Source organism: Mesorhizobium tianshanense (genome assembly GCF_007830515.1).
GTDB classification, from domain to species: domain Bacteria; phylum Pseudomonadota; class Alphaproteobacteria; order Rhizobiales; family Rhizobiaceae; genus Mesorhizobium; species Mesorhizobium tianshanense.
This window is the reverse complement of the sequence record NZ_VLKT01000035.1, coordinates 44,139-64,721: the sequence shown is the minus strand read 5'-3', so window position 1 is coordinate 64,721 and position 20,583 is coordinate 44,139. Positions and strand designations below refer to the sequence as shown.

General features: G+C 61.8%; 22 protein-coding genes. 15 read left to right on the top strand and 7 right to left on the bottom strand.

The features are described 5' to 3' along the window. The first annotated feature begins 33 nt into the window (after positions 1–33). Both IQ26_RS25165 and IQ26_RS25160 read left to right on the top strand, forming a co-directional pair. The gene (locus tag IQ26_RS25165) at positions 34–702 is read left to right on the top strand and encodes a DUF6088 family protein (protein WP_145721011.1); all 669 of its coding nucleotides are present in this window, start codon (positions 34–36) and stop codon (positions 700–702) included. Beyond that, positions 699–1,742 (top strand): nucleotidyl transferase AbiEii/AbiGii toxin family protein, encoded by a 1,044-nt coding sequence (locus IQ26_RS25160; protein WP_145721010.1) that lies wholly within the window; start codon positions 699–701, stop codon positions 1,740–1,742. The genes IQ26_RS25165 and IQ26_RS25160 overlap by 4 nt, the downstream gene beginning before the upstream one ends. A gap of 342 nt (positions 1,743–2,084) precedes the next feature. Here IQ26_RS25160 and scpB read toward each other — a convergent pair whose 3' ends face one another. Then, positions 2,085–2,792, bottom strand: coding sequence for an SMC-Scp complex subunit ScpB (scpB, locus tag IQ26_RS25155; RefSeq protein ID WP_145720991.1), 708 nt, complete (start codon positions 2,790–2,792; stop codon positions 2,085–2,087). A gap of 4 nt (positions 2,793–2,796) precedes the next feature. Then, the gene (locus IQ26_RS25150; protein ID WP_240547214.1) at positions 2,797–3,762 is read right to left on the bottom strand and encodes a DUF1403 family protein; all 966 of its coding nucleotides are present in this window, start codon (positions 3,760–3,762) and stop codon (positions 2,797–2,799) included. A 206-nt stretch (positions 3,763–3,968) separates the two neighbouring features. Here IQ26_RS25150 and IQ26_RS25145 point away from each other — a divergent pair, with 206 nt between their 5' ends. The 3 genes from IQ26_RS25145 (at position 3,969) to IQ26_RS25130 (ending at position 6,675) form a co-directional block, all read left to right on the top strand. After that, positions 3,969–5,213 carry a site-specific integrase gene (locus IQ26_RS25145; RefSeq protein ID WP_145720989.1) on the top strand — a complete coding sequence of 415 codons (1,245 nt, stop codon included), beginning with the start codon at positions 3,969–3,971 and terminating at the stop codon, positions 5,211–5,213. A gap of 144 nt (positions 5,214–5,357) precedes the next feature. Then, positions 5,358–5,720 (top strand): hypothetical protein, encoded by a 363-nt coding sequence (locus tag IQ26_RS25140; protein WP_145720988.1) that lies wholly within the window; start codon positions 5,358–5,360, stop codon positions 5,718–5,720. 535 nt (positions 5,721–6,255) lie between these two features. After that, the gene (locus IQ26_RS25130) at positions 6,256–6,675 is read left to right on the top strand and encodes a hypothetical protein (protein WP_145720986.1); all 420 of its coding nucleotides are present in this window, start codon (positions 6,256–6,258) and stop codon (positions 6,673–6,675) included. 105 nt (positions 6,676–6,780) lie between these two features. Here IQ26_RS25130 and IQ26_RS25125 read toward each other — a convergent pair whose 3' ends face one another. Continuing rightward, complete coding sequence (locus IQ26_RS25125) at positions 6,781–7,134, bottom strand: helix-turn-helix domain-containing protein (RefSeq protein WP_145720985.1); 354 nt, start codon at positions 7,132–7,134, stop codon at positions 6,781–6,783. Next, the gene (locus tag IQ26_RS25120) at positions 7,131–7,511 is read right to left on the bottom strand and encodes a type II toxin-antitoxin system RelE/ParE family toxin (RefSeq protein ID WP_240547213.1); all 381 of its coding nucleotides are present in this window, start codon (positions 7,509–7,511) and stop codon (positions 7,131–7,133) included. The genes IQ26_RS25125 and IQ26_RS25120 overlap by 4 nt, the downstream gene beginning before the upstream one ends. A 116-nt stretch (positions 7,512–7,627) precedes the next feature. Between IQ26_RS25120 and IQ26_RS25115 the strand changes: the two genes are divergently transcribed. Then, positions 7,628–8,452, top strand: a complete 825-nt coding sequence (locus IQ26_RS25115) for a recombinase family protein (protein ID WP_145720984.1) — start codon at positions 7,628–7,630, stop codon at positions 8,450–8,452. A 151-nt stretch (positions 8,453–8,603) separates the two neighbouring features. Here the strand turns inward: IQ26_RS25115 and repC are convergent, their stop codons facing one another. The 3 genes from repC to repA form a co-directional block, all read right to left on the bottom strand. Beyond that, on the bottom strand, positions 8,604–9,947 hold the full coding sequence (gene repC, locus IQ26_RS25110) for a plasmid replication protein RepC (protein WP_145720983.1): 1,344 nt from the start codon (positions 9,945–9,947) through the stop codon (positions 8,604–8,606). Between the two features lie 211 nt (positions 9,948–10,158). Then, a complete protein-coding gene (gene repB, locus IQ26_RS25105) occupies positions 10,159–11,166 on the bottom strand; it encodes a plasmid partitioning protein RepB (RefSeq protein WP_145720982.1) in 1,008 nt (335 codons plus the stop codon). Between the two features lie 226 nt (positions 11,167–11,392). Next, positions 11,393–12,610, bottom strand: a complete 1,218-nt coding sequence (repA, locus tag IQ26_RS25100; protein ID WP_145720981.1) for a plasmid partitioning protein RepA — start codon at positions 12,608–12,610, stop codon at positions 11,393–11,395. Between the two features lie 360 nt (positions 12,611–12,970). Here repA and traI point away from each other — a divergent pair, with 360 nt between their 5' ends. From traI to IQ26_RS25055, 9 genes are read left to right on the top strand one after another with little or no spacing between them, the layout of a single operon-like run. Further along, positions 12,971–13,606, top strand: coding sequence for an acyl-homoserine-lactone synthase (gene traI, locus IQ26_RS25095; protein WP_145720980.1), 636 nt, complete (start codon positions 12,971–12,973; stop codon positions 13,604–13,606). Next, positions 13,603–14,574 carry a P-type conjugative transfer ATPase TrbB gene (trbB, locus tag IQ26_RS25090; RefSeq protein ID WP_145720979.1) on the top strand — a complete coding sequence of 324 codons (972 nt, stop codon included), beginning with the start codon at positions 13,603–13,605 and terminating at the stop codon, positions 14,572–14,574. Before traI ends, trbB begins: the two co-directional genes overlap by 4 nt. Further along, a complete protein-coding gene (locus tag IQ26_RS25085) occupies positions 14,564–14,941 on the top strand; it encodes a TrbC/VirB2 family protein (RefSeq protein ID WP_145720978.1) in 378 nt (125 codons plus the stop codon). The genes trbB and IQ26_RS25085 overlap by 11 nt, the downstream gene beginning before the upstream one ends. Then, a complete protein-coding gene (locus IQ26_RS25080) occupies positions 14,934–15,233 on the top strand; it encodes a conjugal transfer protein TrbD (RefSeq protein WP_145720977.1) in 300 nt (99 codons plus the stop codon). The genes IQ26_RS25085 and IQ26_RS25080 overlap by 8 nt, the downstream gene beginning before the upstream one ends. Positions 15,234–15,240: 7 nt before the next feature. Beyond that, positions 15,241–17,709, top strand: a complete 2,469-nt coding sequence (locus IQ26_RS25075) for a conjugal transfer protein TrbE (RefSeq protein WP_145720976.1) — start codon at positions 15,241–15,243, stop codon at positions 17,707–17,709. Continuing rightward, positions 17,681–18,490: a P-type conjugative transfer protein TrbJ gene (trbJ, locus tag IQ26_RS25070; RefSeq protein WP_145720975.1), complete on the top strand. Its 810-nt coding sequence runs from the start codon at positions 17,681–17,683 to the stop codon at positions 18,488–18,490. Before IQ26_RS25075 ends, trbJ begins: the two co-directional genes overlap by 29 nt. Next, positions 18,487–18,699 carry an entry exclusion protein TrbK gene (trbK, locus tag IQ26_RS25065; RefSeq protein ID WP_145720974.1) on the top strand — a complete coding sequence of 71 codons (213 nt, stop codon included), beginning with the start codon at positions 18,487–18,489 and terminating at the stop codon, positions 18,697–18,699. Before trbJ ends, trbK begins: the two co-directional genes overlap by 4 nt. Then, entirely contained in the window at positions 18,693–19,892 is a 1,200-nt protein-coding gene (gene trbL / locus IQ26_RS25060; RefSeq protein ID WP_145720973.1) for a P-type conjugative transfer protein TrbL, read from the top strand. The genes trbK and trbL overlap by 7 nt, the downstream gene beginning before the upstream one ends. Before the next feature lie 14 nt (positions 19,893–19,906). After that, the gene (locus tag IQ26_RS25055; protein WP_145720972.1) at positions 19,907–20,569 is read left to right on the top strand and encodes a conjugal transfer protein TrbF; all 663 of its coding nucleotides are present in this window, start codon (positions 19,907–19,909) and stop codon (positions 20,567–20,569) included. The last annotated feature ends 14 nt before the right edge of the window (positions 20,570–20,583 follow it).

Here is a 20,583-nt window from a genome sequence, read left to right as displayed (position 1 = left end):
GCCACCGTCCGAAACTTGTCGCATATTTCGGACATGACTACAGTCGAAGCCGATAGCGACCTTCGCTCGCGCCTGCTTGCACGGATCGAGTCCAAGCCCGATGAGGTCTGGACCCCGGGCGACTTCGCCGATCTCGGCGCACGTGCGGCAGTGGACAAAACTCTGCAGCGCCTGACCGCTGCCCAAGAGCTGCGCCGGATCGACCGTGGCCTCTATGACCGGCCGCGTACGAACAGTCTGACCGGGCGAGCCACCGTGCCGGACTATCGCGCCGTCATCCGTGCCGTGACCCGCCGCGATAACGCGCGCGTTGTCATCGACGGCATGACGGCCGCCAACGACCTTGGCCTCACGACCGCCGTGCCCGCCAGGATCGAAGTGCTGGTCGACGCGCGATTGAAGCCGATCAAGCTCGGCAGCCAGGAAATCCATTTCAAGTACGCAGCCCCAAGCCGGCTCTATTGGGCGGATCGGCCAGGGATGCGGGTCGTCCAGGCCTTGCACTGGATGCAGGACATGCTGACCCGAGACAGCGAACGAAAGCGGATCCAGACGACGTTGCGCCGCCTGCTTGCCGACCCCAAGCACGGCGAGGCGATCCGCGAGGATCTGCGCGCTGGTCTCTCCGCTGTGCCGATCTGGATGCAGGAGTTCCTGCGCGAACTCCTCAGCCTAGCCGCTCGGCACGAGGGCAAGCCATAAGCACCGACGCCTACCGCCAAATCATCGCAGCGCCGCCACGTGACCGGCTCGACCTGTTCCTCGCCACGGCCAATCGCATTGGTGCCCCGGTCGGTAATGTCGAAAAGGACTTCTGGGTCTGCTGGACGCTCAATGCGCTCTATCACGAACGGCCCGCGGGAGAGCCGCGGCTGCTCTTCAAGGGCGGCACGTCCCTGTCGAAAGGCTATGACCTCATTAAGCGCTTTTCCGAGGACATCGACGTCACCGTGTTCCGCGACGACCTGGAGGAGCCAGCCTCGGTTGAAGAACTTGAGGCACTGTCGAACAAGAAGCGCCGCGCCAAACTCGACGCCATCCGGGACGCATGCCGTGCCTATATCTCTGGCCCCCTGCGCGAATTTCTCGCCGCTCAACTTGCGGATGTTACCAACGGGATCGGCCGGGTGGAGATCGATGAAGCCGATCCCGATGGGCAGACCCTGCTGCTCTGGTATCCCGAGGTGGAGCCGCGTGACGGGGCATATGTCCGACCGGCGATACGTCTCGAATCCGGGGCGAAATCGGCGCTCGATCCCCACAGGCCCATCACGATCACCCCCTATGTCGCCGAGGAAGCAGCAGGCATCGACTTTGCCGTGTCCGACGTGACCACGATCGAGGCGACGCGCACCTTCTGGGACAAGGTGGTGATCGCCCACGGGTTGCGCCGCTGGTATGAGCGGCGCGGCGAACTGCGGCAGGAAGGCCAGCGCGTTTCGCGGCACTATTACGACCTGCATTGTCTCCTGCAGTCAGAAACCGGCAAGTCCGCGCTCGCCGACCTCGATCTCGGCGCCGATTGTGTGCGACACGCGCGCATGTTTTTCGATCGTCCTGACTATGATCTTGCTTCCGCAGTGCCCGGTAGCTTCGCAGTCGCGCCGGCGCCCAAGATGGTCGATGCGCTCGCGCGCGACTACATCAATACGACCGCCATGATCTTCGGCACTGCGCCGAGCATCGAGGAGATCCTGTCATCGGCCGCTGGGATCGAGAAGAACATCAACGACCGAGCCTAGTCCCCCGGTCGACGACTGAGCCATAGGTGATGGCGCCGGCAGTTGCGGCCCGATTAGACGTGCTAACTTGTCGATGACAATTTCGTCGCTGGCATTGAACTCTGTGAAAAGCACCTCCTCGCCCAAGAGCAGCAAGGTGTTGTCCCACCGGGTCTCAAGTTTGGGCGACCACGAATTTTGGGCGACAGTGGTGCAGAGGCCGCATATCGCTGCTTAACGCCACTGACCGGATCGATGTCCCAAATTTGCCTACACATTTCGGACATCGACGCCCTGGGCGGCAGATTGGTCATGGAAAAGCCGGCCGTAAAGCCCAGTGGCCGTAGCGTCGGCAGCGTCCAGCTATTCCTCAATATCGACGCCGACATCCTCATGGCCGCCAGCCAACTCTGGCATGATTTCACCAGCCAGCAACTTCTCTTTGCTCAGCAATCCGGCATCCTCGAGCGCCTCGAAATCCGGCAGATCGCGCAGCGTGTCGAGCCCGAACTCCAGCAGGAATTCTTTTGTGGTCACATAGGTGTAGGGCGCGCCGGGCGTCGGGCTGCGCGGACCGGAAGCGATCAGGCCGGCACCGCGCAGATGGCCGATCAGGTCGCGCGAAACTTCCTTGCCGAAGAACGATGACAGTTCTCCGCGCGTGATCGGCTGGAAATAAGCCACGCACATCAGCACCAGCACCTCCGCCTGCGTCAGGTTCACGGCCTTCTCACTGCTGCCGACAGCCGCACGGATGGCGTCGGCATAAGCCGGCCGGGTCAGGTGCCGAAAACCGCCGGCGACGGCGATCAGGTCGTACGGGCGCCCGCGCAGCTCTTCGCGAATGTCGTCGATCAAAAGGTCGATGCTGCAGCTCTTGCCGACGATACGGGCAAGTGCTTCGCGACCGACCGGCTCGCTGGCCGCGAAAATGGTTGCCTCGACGCGGCCCATCCATTCCCGCCAGCGCGCCTCCGGCGGCAGGTGATCGAGCTCACGGTCGAACAGGCGGTCGCCTGATCGATCGTCATCTGGCCGACCCTTCCCTCGTCTGCGCGTCGCTTCCGTCATGTCTTCAGAGCCCGTAGATACGGAAGGTCGGGCGGCCGGACAGCTCGCGCACGGCGCCGAGATCGACGAGTCGGTCGAACAGGCGCCGCAGGCCGCGGTCGCTCATCCCAGCGATTTCTTGCGACGCCACGAGCCCATCGTCGGACAGGAGCTTTTCGACAACGGCGTCCGCCGCCTTGGCCCGGAGTTTCGGCGCGACGGCGAGCAACCGATCGGCTCGACGCCCGAGTTCCGCGGACAAATCGATCGCGCGCAGCGCGGCCCGCGCCTGGGCGGCGAGCAGACTCTTCGCACGGTCGGCTTCATCCTCGATGCTCGCCGCCGCTGTGACAGTTGTCGAACGGCGGATGCGGCCGGGACTTGAGCCCAAGGCCACCTCCGCGCCCAGCAACGGCATCGCATGGGCCCAGCCCGACCGCTGCGCCAGCAGGGCGTCGGCGAGCCAGGCTCCGACGGCGCGCCCAAAACCGTGTCGTTCGGCGGCCATGAACGTACCTGTCAGTATTGCGACCATTCCGGCACCGGCGGCGAGCTGCCGAAGCTCGTCCGCCAGATCGCTGACCACCTCGTCATTTTGTCCGTAGCCGAACTCTTCCAGCACCGCAGCGAGGTTTTTCTCCGTCAGAAGATCCTCGGCGGGCCGGGCTGCCAGCCGGCGCCAGGCCACAAGCATCCGGCCGGCGGGCCCGACATTGTCGCCCGGTCGTGTGAGCAGCACGGCGTCGCGCAGCGCGCTTTCATCCTCGACGCGGCCCGCCTGTCGTGCCGTTGCCGCGGCCGCCGCAAGTGCGAGGCGCTGCCGCCAGGCCCCGGCCCACCGCTCCTGCCGGCGCACCACCGCATCGAGCGCGCCGATGGCGGCACCGGCAGCGAGTGCGACGTCCTCAAGGGCATTTAGCCCCACGCCTTTTCCCGCAAGGCTTTGCGCATCCGGGACAGCCCGGCGCAACCAGGTCGGCACCGTTACCATCGGCACGGTCGAAGCGGCGCCGGCAAGCGTGGCGTAGTGGCGTAGGGAAGGTTTGGGACGCAGAATCATCGAAAACAGGATGAATCATCGCGGCGCTTATAGCAATCATTTTATGCCCTAACCGCCGCGCTTGTCGTGGACAAATAACGAACGATAATATTGCATTATCAGTCGTTTTGGCCTTTATAGAAGAAATGATAGAAGAAATGGACGTTTTCGTCGAGCAGAGGCCCAAAAAACACCCTCAGCGACCCTCCGGAGCGTCCCACAGCACGGCGGCCGGAGATGATCGATCGGACGCGCGGCTGCCGGCCGAGCCTACAGTGCCGATCGGTGACCACGGTCTTGATAGTGAGTTGCCCGACATCGTCGATCTCGTCATGGAGATGGGCCGGCCGGCCGATGATACCTCGGACGGGCCGCCATCACCTGCCCTGCCGGCCGCTGCGCCAAATCGCGTGCCGGCGCGTCTGGAAACACTCGCAGATCACGCGCGAAAATACGTCGAGGCAGCCAGTTCGGCCAACACCCGGCGCGCCTACGCCGCCGATTGGAAGCATTTTTGCGCCTGGGCGCGCCGCCAGCATCTCGATGTGTTGCCGCCCGATCCGCAGGTCGTCGGCCTTTACATCACGGCCTGCGCGTCCGGTAAGGTAACGGGCGACAAGAAGCCGAACTCCGTCTCGACAATCGAGCGACGTCTCTCTTCGCTGACCTGGAATTTTTCTCAGCGTGGCCAGCCGCTCGACCGCAAGGATCGCCACATCGCGACCGTCATGGCCGGCATCCGCAACACCCACGCCTCCCCTCCCCGGCAGAAAGAAGCCATTCTCCCGGAGGATCTGATTGCCATGCTGGAGACGCTCGACCGCGGCACGTTGCGCGGCCTGCGCGACCGCGCGATGCTGCTGATCGGCTTCGCCGGCGGCCTGCGCCGTTCTGAGATCGTAGGGCTCGATGTCGGCCGCGATCAGACCGAAGACGGCCGCGGCTGGATCGAATTTTTTCCCGACAAGGGCGTGCTGGTGACACTGCGTGGAAAAACCGGCTGGCGCGAGGTCGAGATCGGCCGTGGTTCATCGGATGCCACGTGCCCCGTCGTTGCCCTCGAGACCTGGCTTAAATTCGGCCGCATCGCCCACGGGCCGCTGTTTCGAAGGGTGACGGGGCAAGGCAAAAAAGTCGGCGCCGAACGGCTCAACGACCAGGAGGTCGCCCGGCTGGTCAAGCGTGCTGCCCTAGCGGCCGGCGTGCGCGGCGATCTTTCCGAAGGCGAACGGCAAAAGCTGTTTGCCGGCCATTCGCTGCGCGCCGGCCTTGCCTCCTCGGCCGAGGTCGACGAACGCTACGTGCAGAAGCAGCTCGGCCACACGAGCGCCGAGATGACCCGCAAGTACCAGCGGCGGCGTGACCGTTTCCGCGTCAACCTCACCAAGGCGTCCGGACTCTGAAAAGCCCCCTCCCCTCCCCGTCTGACGCGTAACGTGACGGTCGGACGGCGCGAGAATTTCATTCTGAGCGGTTCACTTGCAATCGAGAGCAAAGCCGACACCGGGCCGGCTTATTTTTTGTAACACGTTATGCTAAATAGAGGCATGGATACACCCAAGCGCCCTCGGGGCCGCCCCCGCAAGCCGGACGCGCAAACCCCCGCCGAAAGGCAGCGCGCCTATCGTGCGCGATTGGCCGCGGCCGGCAAAGCGCCCCCCGTCCGACATATCGGCGACGTTGCGTTCGACCCGGAGACACAGATCGTCGTCGAGCGCGCCTTCTTCGAGGAGCAGCGCCATACTTTACATAACGCGTTACTCAAAATAGAACGTCTTGATGAAGACCGCGCCCGGCTCGACAGGCGAAATGTCTATCTGGAAGGCGAGCTGAAGCGGCTGGAGCAACTGCACACCATCTCCCTGAAGGAGATTGTCGTGCTCAAGCAATCTCTGGCCGTAAAAAAATAGGCGGGGTTGAAGGCCTCGGGCGCCGGCGCCGATCGTTGGCGTAGCGGTTCCGGATTAGACCTCGTCTCCAAGCTCTGATTGCCCCCCTCCTCCGACTGGAGCCGTAAGGCAACAATCGCAAGGGTGGATTTTTTGAGCTCAGCGCTTCGATTGAAATCGGGAAGCAAAACCGACAGCGGCAAGAATCATCGTTTAGAGACCCGGTTGCGGCGCCGACCTCCATCTCCATCAGCCGCTCGGCGGCAAAACGATCATTCTCGCGCAGAAGTTCGACGTCAGGGTCTTCACCACGAGCGTGCGCAGGTTCATCATGTCATCGGTGGTTCCTGCGAATCAGGTTGGCTTGAGCAACCTGACCCTACCGGGTCGATGACCGCCGCTACGCCGCTTGCTCGCTACAGCGCTGAGGGCGCGCTCGCAAGCGACTTCGTCACCGCCGATCTACACCACGCGGCGGGCATGATCGAGAACAGCTCTCGGTGCCGACCTCTGATGCGTTGGCTCCGCGCGAATCTACATGGGACGCCGAACGACAATGCCTGTCAGCTTTAAAGACATATTGTTAGCTTTCGAGTTCGTCAGCGCTGGGAGCACGGGAGAACATCAGGCATTTCTGTGCAAGCAGTCCGGCACGCTCTATTGGCATTCCGAATTTACGGGCGACTCGGATGAATTGCCGGATGATATCGAGGACAGTGACAAATACGTCCAAATACCTGACAAGCGAGAACTCGACCTAGGCAAACCGCTCGTGCTGGACTTCGCCCGCCAGTTCCTGCCAGACGACGTCGGTGGTCTTCAGCAAATTTTCAGGAAAAGAGGCGCTTACGCAAGATTCAAGGATTTGTTGCAGCGAAGGGGTGCCCTCGATCGGTGGTACGATTTCGAAGCGAATGCGGAGGAAAGAGCGTTGAGGATGTGGTGCGATCTCAATTCGATCGAGGTCGGTGACTGATAGCGCCCACGAAATGCGCCGCGACACTTCAACGCCGCGTTGCCGAGGCCGGGCTCTATCCGAAATGTTTCTCCGCCCACAGCCTGCCCGCGCGGACAGTTCCAGTCAGTGAGGCGCTGCAGGTGAAGCGCGCGTTTCGGCGATCTGACGATTTTCCCCAGATAGCGCTCGCAATACAGCTTCCGGCTCCCGCTCCATGATCCGAAGCAGCGTGCGCGCAGCGCCACTGGGCTGCCTCTTTCCCTGCTCCCATTTCTTATAGCCGGACGGACTGGTCCCGAGCACGGTCGCCATCTGGTCCTGTGTAAGCTCCAGCCTCTTGCGGATCGCCTTCGCATCAACTGTGCCGACATCGACCGCATGCACCTGCATTCCCGGAACGTCCTTGCCCTGAGCGTGAGCCAGCGCCTCGGACATCGCCTGGATCAGATCCGCTCCAAACTTCGTCATCTCGCTCATATCTTGCTCCTGTTCGCTGCCTTGATCGCTTTCGCGAACGCGGCTACAGCCTTGGCCTCTTCCGGCTTCAAGTCGGTCTTCTCGTTCTTTCCATACGCCAGAAGCGCATAGATTGGCGCCTCGTCGCTGTACCAGTAGTAAATCACGCGGGCTCCACCGCGTTTGCCCTTTCCCTTGGCGCCGAAACGCCATTTGCGAACACCACCCGCACCGGGAATTTCATCACCCGCTTGGGGGTTGGCCGCCAGGAAATCGATCAGTTCCCTGCGCTCCTGTTCGGTGAAAAGTTCAGCGGCCTGCTTGATGAATAGCGGCGTCTCGGCGACAGTCTGCATGCTGCTCCTATAACCCAATGGGTTAGTAAATGGCTTGTGCATAGGGAAAAGTCAAGGAGTGTTTCGCGACACTTGTTGCCGCCAAGCGCTTCCAAACGATCGTTTGTTGATATCTTCGGTGTTTGTACAACCCTCTTCCCGATGCTGAGAGACGCCCAATGGCCCGTGAAGCGCAAAATCGACGCTCCGGTCGACCACAGGGCCGGCAAATCGGCTACGCGCGCGTGTCGACGGACGAACAAGCGACGGAAGCGCAGGAAATTGAGCTACGATCGGCCGGCTGCGACGTCGTCGTTCAGGAACATGGATCCGGTGCGTCGAGAGCCCGCCCTGCCCTATTGCGGTTGATCAGCGACATCCGCGCCGGCGATGTCCTGGTCGTTGTTCGTCTCGATCGCCTTGCGCGCTCTGTCAGCCATCTTCTTCAGGTCATCGAGGATCTGACCGACAAAGGCGCGCACTTCCGTTCTCTCCGAGATCCGATCGACACGTCGACGCCACAGGGCATGTTTTCGCTGCAGGTCCTCGGCGCCGTTGCCCAGCTCGAGCGTGCGTTGATTTCGGAGCGGACTAAGTCCGGCATCATCGCTGCGCGATCGAAGGGCCGGCTGCCAGGCAATCCTGGTATCCGGGAGCGCAGGCCCGAAGCCCTGGCGAGGATGACCGCGGTGCAAAAGGCAGCGTATGGCCGACGGATACAATCAACGATGAACCAGTGGCTTCCGACGGTCCGTCGGATGCGACCAGACCACAACTGGGATGATATCGCTCGGGTCCTGAAGCAGCGCGGCCTCGACTGGACGCCTGAACGGCTGCGGCGGGCAGTGAAGTGGCTCGTCACCGAGCGCCTAGCCGATCCCACCTTGCTAAAACGGGCGTCTCCGCAGCTTCCCGAAGATCGCCTGATGACCCTCGTGGCAGGGATTTCGCAATCCGCTGTCAGCTCGCGCCAGCCACGCCGCGCGATCGGATTCGGCAAGTGAGTTCCACCACACCATTCCGGCGGTTTCATCGGGCGTCGGTTCCCGGTCATGTTCGTTTTTCATGCCGTCGCATGCTCTCATAAGACGCTCGTCCCGACAAGCGCGCAGCGACCGCCTAAGCCGTAGCGCGGATCAAAACTGGCGCGCCTCATCATGATCCGCGCACCGGCTTGTCGAGACTGCGGCGCAACGCATCGCTAATTTCCAGACGCGATTCGGTGCGAAAGACCTTCCCCGCGGTTTCCAGATCGACGGCAGCCGCTTCAGCTCCGTTTCCGGCGGCTTTCGACGCCTCAAGCTTTGCCCGCAACAAGGCCATCACCATCGGCCAGACCGAGAACTTTCCGGCCTTGGCCCGATCGGTCAGGCTGCGCAAATAGCCGCCGGCGCTGTTGATCTGGTCCTGGCGCTGGTAGATCGCGGCAATGGTAATCGCCGCCTGCTGCTCACCCAACGCCGTTCGCGCTTCCTCCCAGGCGCTCGGGCTGATGCCCATGCTTGGCCGGGCAACCTCGGCTGCGGCCAGAAAGTCACGCCAGTTGCGGATTCCGCCGCCGCCCTTCACCAGCCAAAGCATGTTCGGGCAGGCATCCAGCACGATCCCCAACGGCAGCTCACGCTTCGGCAGGCTCCGTACGTTGTCGGTGTCCGCAACGTTGCCGCCCGCTTCATCCTTATTTCCTAAGCCATTTTCAGATTCAAATTTAGAGTCTGGTTTTGAATTCTGTATGTGGCGACCATTTCGGGACTCATTGGCGTCCACTTTCTGTGTTTTTACAAATGATTCCAATGCTTCACGCACTTCGGCCCAAAGGCCTTCAAGCTCCTCGGCGATGGCCTCGAAAGTCTGTCTGGGTGCGGTGCGTGGTATCTGGCCGACAATCGCCTGGTAGGCCTGCTGGACCCGGCCCCAATTCGCCGGCACGCCCTCCTCAATGCCGGCGTCGATCATCTTGACGATGTCGCGCCGGCATATGGTTAGCCGCTCCTTAACGAGACGAAACGCCTTCTTCTCAGACCTGACCGCTTCCGCAAGATCCTTGAACTCCTCAGCGCGCGCGACGATCGGCGAGATGTCGAAGCCATAGGCTTGCTCGATCTCGCCCCCCTGCCCTTTCCGGGCGAAACGCTTGCCGTTTGGGCTGTCGCGACGGATGATCAATCCACACTCGACCAGGACGGCCAGGTGCCGCCGTAAAGTCGTTGGCGGCATTCCGTTGGCGCGGCGGATAAGCTGCTCGTTTGATGGCCAGACGATCAGCTCGCCGTCGGCATAAAGCGCCGTGTCCGGATGGAACGACAACAGCGCGTCGAGAATGGCCAAAGCACGATCAGTGGCGCCCAGAGCGACCCTGGCGTCCTTGATGTCTTGGAAGACCTGCCACTTGTGCGCCACAGCGTCAGGTGAAACCGCCTTGGCGGTCATCTGGCTTGCAATATGGCCAAGCGTCATCGGCCGCCGCCCAAAGGGCGTCGTCGAGATATGCGTCTGCATTTCCTTTTACCTTTCGATGGGCAAAAGAAATTTGCTCGCCAAAACGACGCTTTCCCTATCGGGACTCTTGACTGCGATTCCTGGAAATGCGATTCTCTAAGCTGCGAGACTATAGAGAAGGTCTTCCGGAACGCCGTTTCGGGGGGCCTTTTTCTTTTGCGGTTAGAGGTGGTTCATCTCAATCGAGCTAGGCTCGGCCTTGATGGACGTCTCACTGTTGGTCGGCTTCGCCTCCTTCGCTTGTTTCAAGGAATTGGGTGTAAAGACGATCCAACTGGTCAGCGACATATTCCCCAAAGGCAGGCACCAGCTTCTCGTCGAAAATCAAAGCTGTTCGCCCGGCTTCTTGCCGGATCCGGGCCGCCTTTTTGCCCTTTGGCGTACTCCATACCTTTACCTTCTTCCTAGCGGGTGACTTCGAAACCGCCTTGAATACGAGGCCGAAGCGGGTATCGCTATCTGAGTTCCTGAACTGTTCCGACTCAAGCACCACGTTGATCGCGTCCATTGCCTTGGGTCTCCCGAGACACTCAGCAAGGGAGACCCAGCGCGATCGACCGGCTTTGGACGCCGGGCCGATCCGCGTGGCAAGGTTTATAGGTATGCTTCTGGCGACGGCGATGTAGCGGCTTAGGTCAGACTTGTCGGTGGAGAGCGCCGCAATGATTGTTGCACGATCAAAGCCCGCGTCTTCGAGCCGAAGCGCAAAGAGCGCCTTTTCAATGAAAGAGAGGTCGGCACGGTCGAGATTTTCCCGGCCCTGAGCCACGACCAATTCACGGTCCGTGAGATTTCGAACAATTGCAGAAACATCTCGCCCCAGATTTGCGGCAACGCGCAGTCGCCGCCTTCCATATACGATCTGATATCTACCGGCAGTCTCAGGATGGGGTCGAACAAGGATTGGAACTTGCTGCCCCTCTTCCGAAATGCTCGCCTCGAGCTGCTCGAACTTCGGATCGATCGCAGCAGGCAATCGATCCGCGATCGGTGACCCGTCGATCGCGGAAGGATGCAGGGACACGACGGCCTCGCCCGAAGCCAGCTGGTCCTGTAGCCGAGCTGCGGTTTTTGCTCCCTCAGCCATCTCTTGTAGCGACGAACCCATTGCGGAGATCGCGCCGGTGCGCACACGAACGGCTGACTTGTCCGTGGCAGACTTCTCGTTCGCAGTTGGCTTCTTGAGGAACAATGAGTCGATTGCGTCTTTGCGGCTCATGGCATCGGTGCCTTCAGATTATTGCCCAGGCATCGCTTTCCCAACGGAAAAAGCAGTTCGTTGGGAGCTCCCAACACACCGCGGCTACTGCGCACGGGCCCGCGATACATGGGCCGAAAAAGACTTGAAATGAAGTAATGCAGCCCATTGGGGCCCGTCTGGAAACGATAAACGGCATGTCTGTTGGGAGCTCCCAACATCATCAGCGGAAGGACGTTGGCGGCCATCATGACCGCCCCCACGCGGTCTTGATCAAAGCCTCGATCTCGGAGTTCACTGCATCGAGAGATTCCATGGCCCGGTCGTACGTCGATCGTGTCAGATTCTCTCGGCCGATTTCATAGAGCGTCTGCTTCGTCAGGCCGGCATCGGATACCGCCGCTGATTTCACCATCGGATTGGTAAGAACATGATCGTCAAACATATTGCGCAGCAGCGCAGCGACCTTCGTCTGCGGCGCATCCTGGGGTTCAAACCGGGTCAAAAGATAGCGGATGAAATCATACTGGAGATTTCCCCCGGCCTCCTTCACGACGCCGAGAAGATCACGGGTCATGAGCAGGAACTGACTCATGGAAGCAACATCAAGCATCTGGGGATGCACTGTGATGACCATTGATGTCGCAGCACACAAGCCGCTGAGCGTCAGAAACCCAAGCTGGGGAGGGCAGTCAATAACAACGACGTCGTATTCATCGGCGACCTCGTCGAAAGCCTGAGCGACGCGGGTGAAGAAAAGCCCGTCGCGAGCGCCGCGATCAGTCAAAGCTTTAGGGGTGGTGTGCTCAAACTCCATAAGCTCCAGATTTCCAGGAACGAGATGAAGGCCATCAAAGTAAGTCGGCCGGATAACTTCTTTGAGCGGCCGCTTCGAGCCGTCATACCGGATGGCTGCGTATAATGTTTCGTTCGATCCCACATCCGTTTCTGGAAGAACGCCGAGTAGTGCCGAGAGGCTGGCCTGTGGATCAAGGTCCACGGCAAGCACTCTGTAACTCTGCAGCGCGAGATACTGTGAAAGATGAGCTGACGTGGTCGTCTTACCGGAGCCGCCTTTGAAATTGGTCACAGCGATGACCTGCAAGTGTTCCGAACCGCGCCGATGAGGTACAAACTCGATGCTTTCGCGTCCACGAGTAGAGCCCGCCAGCATATGCCGGATCTCATTTATCTGACCCAGTGTGTAAAAGCGTCTCCCGTTGCTGGCGAGCTCCGGTTGTGGCCCTTCGCCCGCCAAGGTCATCTTCCGAAGGGTCGAATCAGATATTTTCATGAGGCGTGCTGCTTCACCCGATGTGAATTTGCGCAAACTCTTGTGTGATGTCGGAGGAAATAGGGCCTCGCTCATAGCCTGGAGCTGAGAGCTTAGCTGTTCAGCGTGCTCACCAATGGTAACATCTACCGAAGGGCGATCATTTCGGGATATGGCAACAGCTTTGCTCACGGTGGAATCTCTTGTCACGGTTAAACGGCATGTAATGCCATTTTTCCGTGACGATTACTGAATGCGTGTTCGGTTGCAAGCCGTTTTTGGTTAATCAAAAGTTAACGCGATTTTGCCTGCTTCAGGCCAAGCGGGGATTCGTCGATAAATATCTGCTAGTTAGCCTGATTCCTGCTGTGTGCCGGAGTGAGCGGGAAATGCAGATCTGCACCTCTTCATCAGCACTTTAGTCCCTGCCTGCCCTTGCATTTCCGTAGCTAGACCATCGATTCGGCAGAATCACCGGCTGCAGATCTGCACGTAGGCACAAGCCCGACGAGATGTTTTGTCTCCGCATGACCTGTTCATGCGGAGATCATGATGCGGATACTGACCGTCTCGCCCGACCAATACGAACGCCATCCAAGTTTGCTGAAACAGATGTACCGTCTCCGCGCAGCGGTGTTCGGTGGTCGTCTTGAATGGGACATCTCTGTCACCGAGGGGGAGGAACGCGATCAATACGATGGTTTGAAACCGACTTACGTTCTGGCGATCACCGGGAGCGGGCGGGTCGCCGGTTGTGTCCGCCTTCTTCCGGCTTGCGGGCCGACGATGCTTGAGCAGACTTTTCCCCAACTGCTCGAAAAGGGTTCACTCGCCAGGCATCCAGGAATGGTCGAAAGTTCGCGCTTCTGCGTCGACACGTCCCAGACCGCGGGCAGGGAAGGGGGCCAATTACATCTTGTGACGCGAACCTTGTTCGCCGGCATCATCGAATGGTCGATGGCGAACGGTTACAGCGAGATCGTCACCGCGACCGATCTCCGCTTCGAGCGGATCCTCAAACGGGTCGGCTGGCCGATGCGGCGGCTCGGCGATCCTGTTGCGATCGGCAACACCATCGCCATTGCTGGAAGCCTGCCGGCCGATCGCGTCAGCTTCGAGCAGGTCTGCCCTCCGGGCTACCGTTCGATCCGTCAGAGCAACAGCGCACCCGTCAGGAGCGCCGCGTGACCCAACTGCGCTCCCATACACGTCTCGTCCGCAAACTTCAGGACGCCCTCGGCGACCAACTCTGCGTCGCACTCGACGACGCGACGGTGGTCGAGATCATGCTCAATCCCGATGGCAAGCTGTTTATCGAACGCCTGGGTCATGGCGTCGCTTCAGCGGGCGCGATGAGCCCGGCTGCGGCAGAGGTGATCATCGGCAGCGTCGCCCACGCGCTGCAATCGGAGGCCGACGACGAGCAGCCGATCATCTCCGGCGAACTGCCGATCGGCGGGCACCGCTTCGAGGGCTTGCTGCCACCGGTCGTTTCCGGACCGGCCTTCACGATCCGGCGGCGCGCGTCGCGGCTGATCCCGCTTTGCGAATACGTGAAGTCGAAGGCTATGACCGAGGCGCAGGCCTCTGTCCTGCGCAGCGCGATCGCCTCTCGCATGAACATCGTGATCTCCGGCGGCACGGGCTCAGGCAAGACGACGCTTGCCAACGCGGTCATCGCCGAAATCGTCGCAAATGCGCCGGGCGATCGGATCGTTATCCTGGAAGACACCGCCGAGATCCAATGCGCCGCCGAGAACGCGGTATCGCTCCACACGAGCGACACGATCGATATGGCTCGGCTCCTAAAGAGCACCATGCGGTTAAGACCTGACCGGATCATTGTCGGCGAGGTCCGCGACGGCGCGGCGCTCACGCTGCTCAAGGCGTGGAACACCGGGCATCCCGGCGGCGTCACGACCATTCACTCCAACACGGCGATGTCGGCCCTGCGCCGGCTCGAGCAACTGACTGCGGAAGCGAGCCAGCAGCCCATGCAGGAGGTGATCGGAGAGGCCGTCGATCTCGTCGTTTCCATAGAACGGACGGGGCGGGGGAGGCGGGTCCGCGAGGTTATCCATGTCGAGGGCTTCAGCAACTCCCGATACAAGACCGAACACTACGCCCAGATCGACGAGGATAGCCATGTCGCGTAAGACACAAATCACCTGGGCCTTTGCGGCGTTGGCCGCCTTCTCCTGCGTCAGCCTGGTGGACCCGGCCCTTGCTTCCTCAGGCGGCGGCCTGCCTTGGGAATCTCCCCTGCAGCAGATCCAGCAGTCCATTACCGGGCCGGTCGCTGGCTTCATTGCACTCGCCGCCGTCGCGATCGCCGGCGGCATGCTGATCTTCGGCGGCGAGCTCAACGATTTCGCGCGGCGGCTCGTATATGTCGTGCTCGTCGCCGGCATCCTGCTCGGCGCCACGCAGATCGTCTCCCTGTTTGGCGCTACGGGCGCCTCGATCGGAGAGGTGCTGTCACAGGCCTCGACTGCAGCGGCAGGGGAGGGGGCGGATGGCTGAGTCCGGCGCCAATCTCGCGCGTTCACGCGTGCATCGGGCGCTTTCGCGCCCCAACCTGCTCATGGGAGCTGACCGGGAGCTGGTTCTGCTTACCGGCCTCGCTTCGGTGATCCTGATCTTTGTCGTGCTGACCTGGTATGCGGCGCTCTTCGGCGTGGCGATCTGGCTGGTCGCCGTCGCGGCCCTTCGCATGATGGCGAAGTCCGACCCGATGATGCGGCGGGTCTATCTCCGTCACATTTCGTACAAGGCCTACTATCGGGCGACATCGACGCCATGGCGCAGGTTCTGAGGCGCTCGTGGTCGCACTCAAGTCTTTCCGCCAATCAGGACCATCCTTCGCCGATCTCGTTCCCTATGCAGGTCTCGTCGACAACGGCGTCATTCTGCTGAAGGACGGTTCGCTGATGGCCGGCTGGTACTTTGCCGGCCCCGACAGCGAGAGTTCGACGGACACCGAGCGCAACGAGATCTCGCGGCAGATCAACACCATTCTCGCTCGCCTCGGATCGGGCTGGATGATCCAGGTCGAGGCCGTGCGGGTGCCGACTTCCGATTACCCCGACGAAGCTGACTGCCATTTCCCCGACCCGGTCACGCGGGCCATCGATTCTGAGAGACGGCTCCACTTCCAGCGCGAAAGCGGACATTTCGAGAGCCGGCATGCGCTAATCCTGACGTGGCGGCCACTGGCACCGCGGCGCTCTGGCCTCGCACGCTACGTCTATTCCGATCCGGCAAGCCGGTCGGCATCCTACGCGACGACAACGCTCGACACATTCCGCGCCTCGATCCGCGAGATCGAGCAATATCTCGGCAATGTCATCTCCATTCAGCGCATGGCGACGCGCGAGGTGGACGAGCGAGGCGGATTTCGGGTGGCCCGCTATGACGAGCTGCTCCAGTTCGTGCGCTTCTGCATCACAGGCGAAAACCATCCTCTTCGTCTGCCGGACATCCCGATGTATCTCGACTGGCTGGTCACAGCCGAGTTGCAGCACGGTCTGACCCCGCTGGTGGAGAACCGCTTCCTCGGGGTTGTCGCAATCGACGGCCTGCCGGCGGAAAGCTGGCCGGGCATCCTGAACGCGCTCGATCTGATGCCGCTGACCTATCGTTGGTCATCGCGCTTCGTCTTTCTTGACGAGCAGGAGGCACGGCAGAAGCTGGAGCGCACCCGCAAGAAATGGCAGCAGAAGGTGCGGCCGTTCTTCGACCAGCTCTTTCAGACCCAAAGCCGCTCGGTCGACCAGGACGCCATGATGATGGTGGCCGAGACCGAGGACGCCATCGCCGAGGCCTCCTCCCAGCTCGTCGCCTACGGCTACTATACGCCGGTGATCGTCCTGTTCGATGAAGTCCAACCGCGCCTTCAGGAAAAATGCGAGGCGATCCGCCGTCTCATCCAGGCCGAGGGGTTTGGCGCGCGCATCGAAACACTGAATGCGACCGACGCTTTCCTTGGGAGCCTGCCCGGCGTCTCCTATGCCAATATCCGGGAGCCGTTGATCAACACGCGCAACCTTGCCGACCTCATCCCGCTGAACTCGGTCTGGTCGGGCAGCCCGGTGGCGCCATGCCCTTTCTATCCGCCCGGGTCACCACCGCTGGTGCAGGTCGCGAGCGGGAGCACACCGTTCAGGCTGAACCTGCATGTAGATGACGTCGGCCACACGCTGATCTTCGGCCCGACGGGGTCGGGCAAGTCGACGCTGCTGGCGCTGATCGCCGCACAGTTCCGGCGCTATGCCGGAGCCCAGGTCTTCGCCTTCGACAGGGGTCGCTCGATGCTGCCGCTGACGCTCGGCCTCGGCGGCGATCATTACGAGATCGGCGGCGAGGCTCGCGGGGGAGGGGAGGGGGCGTCACCGGCGCTGGCCTTCTGCCCGCTTGCCGAGCTCTCTTGCGATGGCGCCCGTGCATGGGCAGCCGAGTGGCTCGAAACGCTCGTCGCCCTGCAGGGCGTCACCGTCACGCCCGACTATCGCAACGCCATCTCCCGGCAGATCGGTTTGATGGCACAGTCGCGCGGTCGCTCGCTCTCGGACTTCGTCTCCGGCGTGCAGATGCGCGAGATCAAGGATGCACTGCACCACTACACGGTCGACGGCCCCATGGGGCAGCTTCTCGACGCCGAGCAGGACGGTCTATCGCTGAGGGCGTTCCAGTGCTTTGAGGTGGAGGAGCTCATGACCATGGGCGAACGTAACCTCGTACCCGTCCTGACCTATCTCTTTCGTCGCATCGAGAAACGCCTGACAGGAACGCCCAGCCTCATCGTGCTCGACGAGGCCTGGCTGATGCTCGGGCACCCGACCTTCCGCGACAAGATCAGAGAATGGCTGAAGGTGCTGCGCAAGGCCAACTGCGCCGTCGTCCTCGCCACGCAGTCGATCTCCGACGCCGAACGCTCCGGCATCATCGACGTGTTGAAGGAAAGCTGCCCGACGAAGATCTGCCTTCCCAACGGCGCCGCGCGCGAACCGGGAACGCGCGAGTTCTACGAGCGGATCGGCTTCAACGAACGCCAGATCGAGATCGTCGCAACCGCTCTGCCGAAACGCGAATACTACGTCGCCTCACCGGAAGGCCGCAGGCTCTTCGACATGGCGCTAGGTCCGGTCGCCCTCTCCTTTGTCGGAGCGTCGGGCAAGGAGGACCTCAAACAGATCCGTGCGCTTCATTCCAAGCATGGGGCCGCGTGGCCTCTCCAATGGCTCCAACAGAGGGGGATTGCCGATGTCGCGTCATTTTTTCCAACATCGTAGCGCCCGTGCTGCGGTTGCCGCGGCGCTGATGCTGGGCGCTGCCGTAGCACCGCCGGTCGCGTATGCCGGCGGCGTGACGGGGCAAGCGACTGAATGGACCCAGCTCGCAAACAATGCCGAGCTCGTCAGCCTCGTCGGCAAGTCGGCCGAGCAGGTCAACAACCAGATCAAGCAGATCACCCAGCTTGCCGAGCAGATCCAGAACCAGCTCAATATCTACAACAACCTGCTCCAGAACACCGCGCAGCTTCCTAACCACATCTGGGGACAGGTCGAGAACGACCTGAAGGGCCTACAGAACATAGTGGCGCAGGGGCAGGGCGTCGCCTTCTCCATGGGCAATATCGACGACGTATTGAAACAGCGCTTCCAGAGCTTCGCCGACATGAAGAGCAACCTGCCAGATCGCACAGGCTTTTCGTCGACCTACCAAAGCTGGTCAGACACCAACCGCGACACGATCGGCGGAACGTTGAAGGCGGCGAACCTCACGGCGGAGCAGTTCTCGAGCGAAGAATCCACCATGTCCTCGCTGCGCTCGATGTCGGAATCGGCCGACGGCCAGATGAAGGCGCTGCAGGTCGGCCATCAGATCGCCACCCAGCAGGTCGCGCAGATGCAGAAGCTGCGCGGGCTCGTCTCGCAACAGATGACCATGATGGGCACATGGTTCCAGTCCGAACAGGCGAGACAGGACCTCGCCCAGGCCCGCCGTGAGCAGTTCTTCAACGCGCCCAACCGTGATATTCGCAGCGGCCAGACGATGGAGCCGCGCTGGTGAGCCCGCGCATCCTCATCGCGGTCGCAGTGGCGGGCATCGTCGCCTTCGGGGCCGGCATGATGATTTGGGTGGTCGTGCAACCGGACGCCACGACTGAAACGCCGGCGGCGGCGCCGGGCGCGGCGCAGCGCGAGCACCGGGAGCGCTTTTTCGGCGGCGATCCGGATCGCGATGTGCGCGGCGGGCAGGAGATGAAACCGCGATGGTGATTGTCCATCCCTCCCGCGCGCTCGAAACGGCCTTCATCGTGATCGCCATCGTGCTGCTCGCGAGCGCGCCGGCGCTTGCACAGCAAGGTTCGGTCCTGACAACACTGGAGAACCAGGTCGTCACCGCCGCAAAGGGCTGGGAGACGACGGTGATGGACGCGGCACGCTCCCTGTTCTGGCTTCTCGCCAGCATCGAAGTCGGGATCGCCGCGGTCTGGCTGGCGATTAACGCGGCCAGCCTCGACGCGTGGTTCGCCGAGCTGGTGCGCCGGATCATGTTCATCGGCCTCTTCGCCTTCATCCTCGATCAGGGACCTGCCTTTGCCAAAGCCGTGGTGGACAGCCTGTTCCAGATCGGGGCCGGCGGCGGCTCGGCTTCGCCCGCCAACATTTTTGATGCCGGCATTCGTGTCGCCTCCAAGATGTCCGAACAGGCGAAGTTCGGCCTGTTCGAGGACAACGCGCTCGCCATCGCCGCGGTCTTCGCAATGGTCGTTGTCGTCGTCTCGTTCTCTCTGGTCGCCGCGATCTTCGTGGCCGTCATGGTAGAGATGTATGTCGGACTTCTGGCCGGGATGATCATGCTTGGACTGGGAGGCTCCTCCTACACCAAGGACTTCGCCGTCCGGTATCTGGTCTACGCGTTTTCCGTCGGCATGAAGTTGATGGCGCTCGTGATGATCGCCAAGATCGGCTCGGACATCCTGCTCGGCCTGGCCGAGGCGCCGACCGCGACCTCCGACCAGTTCATCACCACGCTCGCCATCGCAGGCATTTCGGTCGTCGTGTTCGTCATCGCCATGTACGTCCCCCCGATCATGCAGGGCGTGGTCCAGGGCGCGTCCATCGCCGGCGGCATGGAAGCGATCCGGCACGGCGCGCAGGCCGCAACCTTTGCCGCCGGCGGCGCCTTCCTCGGCGCGAGCGCCGCGTCCAGGGGCGCGCAGACGGCGAGCGACGCACGAGCTGGCGGGTCGTCCATGGCGGGTGCTGCACTTCGTGGCATGGCGTCAAGCATCGGCAGCGCCGGATGGGCCGCCGGCTCGGCGGCAAAAGAAAAGGCGATCGCCTCGCCCGGAGCCTATGCGGGCTCTCTCCTGGGGCTTGCCAATGCCAAGCTCGACCAGAGCAGGCAATCGGGCGGGCGCACATCCTCTCGGCCTGTGCTGCCGCCGATCGACGACAGTAAGTGAGGAAACCGCTCGGCATGGCCTCAGGCAACCCGCCCGAAAACCCCTATCTTGCCGCCCGACAGGAGTGGAACGAACGCTATGGCTCCTATGTCAAGGCCGCCGCCGCCTGGCGCCTTGTCGGCATCGCCGGGATGTCCATGGCGGTAATCGGCTTTTCCTACGCGCTCTTCCAGAGCACGCAAGTCAAGCTGGTGCCGTACGTCGTCGAGGTCGACAAGCTCGGCACCGCCTCGAGCGCCGGCTTTCCGGAACAGATCGAGTATGCCGATCCCCGCGTCGTCAGGGCAACGCTCGGCAGCTTCGTCTCGAACTTTCGGAGCGTGACGCCGGATGCGGTCGTGCAGAAGCAGTATATCGATCGCACCTATTCGCATCTGAGAACCTCCGATCCGGCCACCGAAAAGGTCAACGCCTGGTTCCGCTCCTCCTCGCCGTTCGAGAAGGCGAAGACCGCGACGGTCGCCATCGAGGTGAACAACATCGTCGCGCTGTCCAACCAGAGCTACCAGATCGACTGGACCGAGTTCGAACGCGACCGCAAGGGCAAGGAGACCGCCGTTCGGCGGTTCCGCGGCGTTGCCACCGTCACGCTTACGCCTCCGCAGGACGAGGCCATTATCCGTTTCAACCCGATCGGTCTGTATCTGCGCGATTTCGACTGGACTGCGCAGCTTTGAAAGGCATGCCCCGC